The organism is Microbacterium sp. (assembly GCF_036277215.1).
Lineage (GTDB): Bacteria > Actinomycetota > Actinomycetes > Actinomycetales > Microbacteriaceae > Microbacterium.
Genome location: NZ_DASUNI010000203.1, coordinates 1 through 5,587, shown reverse-complemented (window position 1 = coordinate 5,587; position 5,587 = coordinate 1). Strand labels below are relative to the sequence as shown.

General features: G+C 69.9%; 6 protein-coding genes. 1 reads left to right on the top strand and 5 read right to left on the bottom strand.

Features of this window, described 5'->3' with window-relative positions:
* The 4 genes from VFX99_RS10275 to VFX99_RS10260 form a co-directional block, all read right to left on the bottom strand.
* On the bottom strand, positions 1-1,290 hold a 1,290-nt coding region (locus VFX99_RS10275), incomplete at its 3' end, for an SMC family ATPase (protein WP_329666198.1).
* Positions 1,287-2,441: an exonuclease SbcCD subunit D gene (locus VFX99_RS10270; protein ID WP_329666199.1), complete on the bottom strand. Its 1,155-nt coding sequence runs from the start codon at positions 2,439-2,441 to the stop codon at positions 1,287-1,289. The genes VFX99_RS10270 and VFX99_RS10275, both read right to left, overlap by 4 nt.
* A 226-nt stretch (positions 2,442-2,667) precedes the next feature.
* Positions 2,668-4,242, bottom strand: coding sequence for an MFS transporter (locus VFX99_RS10265; RefSeq protein ID WP_329666197.1), 1,575 nt, complete (start codon positions 4,240-4,242; stop codon positions 2,668-2,670).
* A 10-nt stretch (positions 4,243-4,252) separates the two neighbouring features.
* Positions 4,253-4,690, bottom strand: coding sequence for a nitroreductase family deazaflavin-dependent oxidoreductase (locus tag VFX99_RS10260; RefSeq protein WP_329666196.1), 438 nt, complete (start codon positions 4,688-4,690; stop codon positions 4,253-4,255).
* Positions 4,691-4,899: 209 nt separating this feature from the next.
* Between VFX99_RS10260 and VFX99_RS10255 the strand changes: the two genes are divergently transcribed.
* On the top strand, positions 4,900-5,124 hold the full coding sequence (locus VFX99_RS10255) for a hypothetical protein (protein ID WP_329666195.1): 225 nt from the start codon (positions 4,900-4,902) through the stop codon (positions 5,122-5,124).
* 63 nt (positions 5,125-5,187) lie between these two features.
* Here VFX99_RS10255 and VFX99_RS10250 read toward each other — a convergent pair whose 3' ends face one another.
* Complete coding sequence (locus tag VFX99_RS10250) at positions 5,188-5,481, bottom strand: hypothetical protein (RefSeq protein ID WP_329666194.1); 294 nt, start codon at positions 5,479-5,481, stop codon at positions 5,188-5,190.
* Positions 5,482-5,587 lie beyond the last annotated feature (106 nt).

Sequence of the window (5,587 nt, the reverse complement as noted above, 5' to 3'; positions counted from 1 at the left end):
GCGCTCCGGGAGCCCTCCACGCGCCCCGTCGATGCGCACCAGCAGCGCCTCGAATTCATCGATGCGGGCGCGCGTCTCGGCGAGCGCCGCTTCGCCGGCCATGTGCCGACGCTCGGCGTCGGCCGCCGCCGTGGCGACGGCGAGGTCTCCGGTGAGCTCTTCGATCCGGCTGCCGAGGTGAGCGGCATCCCCATTCTCTCCGGCGGCGATCCACGCGGCGAGTGCGCCGATCTCGACCTCGGCGGCGTCGGCCGCGGAGGCCGCAGCGCGAGCGGCGGATTCGATCGGCGCACGCAGGGCCTCCGCCGCGGAGGCCCGCTCGAGAGTCTGCCGATCGATCGAAATGACGGCGGACTTCGACTCGAGGGAGCCCAGGGCCGCTCGCGACCGCTCGCGCTGCTGCTGCTTGTCGCGCAGCGCCTTCGCCGTGAGGTGGGCCGCCTCGGCCGCGCGATGTGCGGCATCCGCGGCATCCCGCTCACGAACCAGCGTCTCGGCACGATACGCAGCTCGCCGAACAGCACGCTCACCACGGTCGAAGCGAGCCGCAGGCCCCGCCGGTTCGCCGGTGACGACCGACTCGAGGAGAGCCTCATCGGGCGAGTCGCCCGTCAGGTCGTCGGCCTCGATGAGGCGCTCGGCCTCGCCGAGGAGGAGGGTGACCCCGTCGCCCGCAGCCGCGAGCGCACGTTCGGCATCCTTCCGGCGCTGCTCGAGCGCAGCCTGATAATCCTCGTAGGTACGCGTGCCGAAGAGCTTGCGCAGCAGCCGCTGCCGGTCGTCGTTCTTCGCGAGCAGGAACTCGGCGAACCGGCCCTGGGCGAGCAGGATCACCTGGAGGAACTGCTGCTGGTTGAGTCCGAGGATCTCGTCCAGTTCGCGCGCCACGTCCACCGGACGGGCCGCGCGGCCGACCCATGCGTCGTGGACGAGCTCATCGAGCTGCGCACGATGCGACTCGGTCGTGAGCCCGTTGCCACGCTGCTTGGGCCGTTCGTATTCGGGCGAGCGGGTGACGCGCCAGCGCCTGCCGGCGGCGCTGAACTCGACTCGCACGCTGGTGGGGTCTTCGGGAGCGCAGTGATCGCTGCGCAGGCGCTTCTCGGCCCCGTCGTAGCGCGGCGCTCCGCCGTAGAGGGCGAAGCAGACACCGTCGAGGACGCTGGATTTGCCGGCGCCGGTCCGCCCCGCGATGAGGAAGATGCCGTCGGCCGCGAACGCGTCGAAGTCGACGGCCTGCTGTTCGCGGAAGGGCCCGAAGCCCTCGAGTTCGAGTCGGTGCAGCCTCACGCGGTCGCCTCCACGAGCGAGCGCTCGTCGATCACGTCCCGGATGACCTCGGCCTCGCGCTCGGACGCACCCTCGCCGTCGCGGACATGGCTGAGGAAGGCGTCGACGAGTTCGGCGTCGCTGCGCGCAGCGCGCACCCGTCGCGAGTAGGTGAGGCCGTCGGGGCCGCGTAGGCCTTCGGGCGTGTGCATCACCGTGGCACAGAACGGGAACCGGGACTGCAGTCGGCGCATGGGATCCAGCTGCGGCGTGGCGTCCGTGTACTGCGCGCAGACCCACGCGTTCTCGTACTCGGCGAAGCGCTCATCCGCGAGCAGCTCGTCGAGTGAGGCGCGGATCGTCTTGAGCGGGCGCGGGATGGGAAGGTCGAGCCAGGTGACCTGCGCGAGGCCGACCTCGTCGAGTTCCACGAGCCACGATCCGCGCGGCTTGTCAGCCTCGCCGAAGCTGTAGTGCAGAGGTGCGCCCGCATAGCGCACCCGATCCGACAGCTGCTGGCGGCCGTGGATGTGGCCGAGCGCGACGTAGTCGGGACCCTCGAACGCCGACAGCGGAACCACGTCGAGGCTACCCTGCCGGATCTCGCGCTCGACGCCCGGAGTCGCCTCGACGCCCGCCGCGAAGCAGTGCGCGATCGCAACCGATCGACCGCCCCGCCGGGCGAGGTCGCCGCGGACGAGTCCCAGAGCGTGCTGCATCGTCGCGTGCTGCGAGCGCAGTTCGGTCTCGGGCCACAGATGGCGCACGAGCGCGGGCTCGAGGAACGGGATGCCGTAGAAATGAACGGGACCGTGCTCATCGCGGATGGTGATCGGGGTGCCGACCGACACCGGATCGGTGACGATGTGGATGCCCTCGCGCAGCAGCGCGGACTGGAAGCCGAGCCGGGCGGCCGAGTCGTGGTTTCCGCTCGTCACGATGATGCGGGCGCCGGTCTCGGACAGCGCCCGCAGCGTCTCGGTCAGCACGGTGTAGCAGGCGGATGCCGGTGCGGCCGAGTCGAAGACGTCGCCCGCGACGAGCACCACGTCGACCTCGTTCTCGCGCACCTGGACGGCGATCGCCTCGAGCACACCGCGCAGCGCATCGAGCGTGGCGTGGCCGTGGAACGACCGCCCGATGTGCCAGTCAGAGGTGTGCAGGATGCGCATGCTCACACGGTACGTGCGCCGTGCGACATCGCCGCCGAGGCAGGCTGGCGGTTCGCTCATCGCGAAGCCCCGGCCCTGCCCTGTCACGGACTGCGCCGGGACCGCGCGTCGTGACAGGCGAGTAGAGCCCCGGCAACCGGGCCCGCGCACCGCGCACCGAGCACCGAGCACCGAGCACCGAGCACCGAGCACCGAGCGAGCGAAGCACCGCGCACCGTGCGGAGTGCTACCCCTTCTTCTTACGTCGTCTCGAGCTCAAGTCGACGATCGAGATCAGGAAGGCGAGGGCCACGAAGACCGCGACGGCCGTCATGCCGTACGCGTACGCGTCGTGGTAGACGACGATGTCGGGCGCGGCTCCGTTGCCCTCGCGGTAGATCGTGGCGTAGAACAGCGACAGCGCGACGGCGGTGCCGACGGATGTGCCGATGCGCTGCCCGAGCTGCCCGATCGAGCCGGCGATGCCGCCTTGCTTCACCGGGATGTCGCCGAGGGTCAGCGTCTGGTTCGGCGACATGACCAGGCCGCCGCCGACGCCGCCGATCACCATGACGCCGGCCATCACCCACGCCACCCACTCGGCCGGAACGAACAGTGCCGCCGCCGCCAGCCCGATCACGCAGGCCAGCACGCCGACGAGACCCCACACGACCACGGGGCGGCCGTACGTGCCGACCAGGTTGCCGCCGATCCACGAGAACAGTGCGCTCGCGAGGGCGAATCCGATCGTGACCATGCCGGCGTAGACCGCGGCCAGTCCGACACCGGTCTGCAGGAACAGCGTCGTGAGCAGGAACAGGGCGGGAAGCGCGGTGAAGTAGGCGGCGATCAGCAGGGTGCCGTTGCGGAACGACGAGATGCGGAAGAGCGCGAACCGGATGAGCGGCTGCTTGCCCTGTCCTTCGTAGTGACGCTCCCATGCGACGAATGCGCCCGCGAACAGGACGAACAGCACCAGCAGCCACCAGCGTCGGGGATCGTCGTCGGGCGAGCCGGTGGTGAACAGGAACGGCCACATCAGCGAGAGCACCGCCAAGCCGAACAGCAGCACCCCGAACAGGTCGAACGAGAGGGCTTTGCGGGATCGCGTGCGCGTCTTGGGAAGGACCCAGACGGCCAGCGCGATGGCGATGATGCCGAGCGGAACGTTCATCCAGAAGATCCAGCGCCAGCCGTCGGTCGCCCCGCCGACCAGGATCAGCAGCCCCCCGATCGTCGGGCCGAATGCGGTCGCGATCCCGATCGTCGCCCCGAAGAGCCCGAAGGCCCGCCCGCGCTCCTTGCCCTGGAAGAGCTGCTGGATGAGTCCGAGCACCTGCGGCATCTGGATCCCGGCCGCGACCCCCTGCAGCAGTCGCCCGATCATCAGCATGAGCGGGCTGACTGCGACGGCGCAGACGAGGCTCGTGATCGTGAACAGCGACAGGCCGACGATGAACAGCGCCCGTCGAGAGCGCTGATCGCCGAGCCGCCCCATCGGAACCAGCACGAGCCCGAATGTCAGCACGTAGCCCGACACGATCAGCTGGAGCTCTGTGGAGCCGGCGCCGAGCGCCGACTCGATCGACGGGAGGGCGACGTTCACCTTCGACAGATCGAGGATCGTGATGCCGGCCACCGCGACGCACACCCAGAACGCGCGCCACCGCTGGGGCGAGGACAGCACGATATCGGTGGTGGGCGGATGGGCGGGCTCGACGGCGCGGTCCTCGTCGGCCGCGGGGGCGGGAGGCGCGGCCGCGCCGGCGGGAGGCGTGTTCGCGGAGGCGGTTGCGGAGCTCGGGGAGATGGAATCCGACATTGCACCCAGATTATCGGCGGGCCGGCGCCCGCGGGCCGGCCTTGACCTGAGCGGGATCCGGCCAGGGCTCGACGCGGATCAGGCGGAACTCTCGCCGTCGCAGCAGGCGCAGGACCGCCCGCCGCGCACGGCCGTACGCGCGAAGGCCCGCTTCGGTCGAGAGCGGCTCGACCGCGAGAACGCGATACATGCGTCCGCGATGGAGGATCTCACCACCGGCACGGACGATGTTCCGGTACCAGTAGACCTGGTCGCCGTACGTGAGTTCGCTCACAAGCCCTTCGGCGGAGCCGGTCAGGATCACCGGGGTCTCGTAGGTGCGTCCGGTCTTGCGGCCGATGTGGCGCACGATGGAGAACGGACCGCGTCCCGTCCGCGCGATGCGCAGGGCGACCGGATTCAGGGTTCGGTGCAGCACTCCGAGGAAGGCCTTCTTGAAGCGACCCACGCGCACCGCCTTCCTGTTCGGGATGCCGAGGCCCCTCGTTCTCGTCGCATGCACGTTCGTCCGCGGGGGGCCGGCCCGCACGGATTCCCGTCCGAGATGAGCGGATTCCTGCCATCAGTCACGACGGCGGCAATGTCGGAACCCCTCCCTACGTTGGAACCATCGGAACCCACGGAGGAATCATGCTCTCGACCGTTTACTCAAGCGAAATGCAGTTCCGTCACGACGCCATGACTCGCGAGCGTGAACTCGCGCTTCTCGCGTCGATCCGCGAACGTCGCGCCGCTGCCACCGATTCGACCACCGTCCATACCGTCGCCCCGGTCGCGCTGCGCGCAACGCCGCGTCGCGCGCCCGCCCGGGTGACGAGCGCGACGTGGCCTCGGCCCATCGGCATCAAGACGGCATCGCCGGCGGCCTGCTCCGTCGCCTGACCTGCATCCGCGAACACCACCCCGCGAGACGCCAGCGCCGGTGGCAAGGGGTGCGTCGGTTATTCAGACGCCGCTGCCACCGCCGCCGCTGGGGCCGGGTGATGCTTCGCCGGAGAGCGACTGCACATCCGCATCCGTCATCTGGATGCCGGCGTCTTCCAGCCTCTGACGCAGCACCTCGGCGTAGCGCTCGTCGGTCTCGCTGCCGAGATCGGCCCGAGTCTGTGCGACGATGCCGGCGATCTGATCCTGAGTCGTCGCGGCGTTCTGCTCCAGGACGGGTTCGTCCTGAACACCTGTGCCGTCGTCGCCCGACTCCGAGTGGACGGCCCCACCGACTCCGGCCGTGCTGCTCACCTGGGTGCCATCGGAGTCTTTGCGGTCCGCAGAGTGCGCGGCGGTCTGATCAGGCCCGTTCGCTGTACCCGACATCAAGAGCCTCCCTCGTCCAGGTCATCGTCTG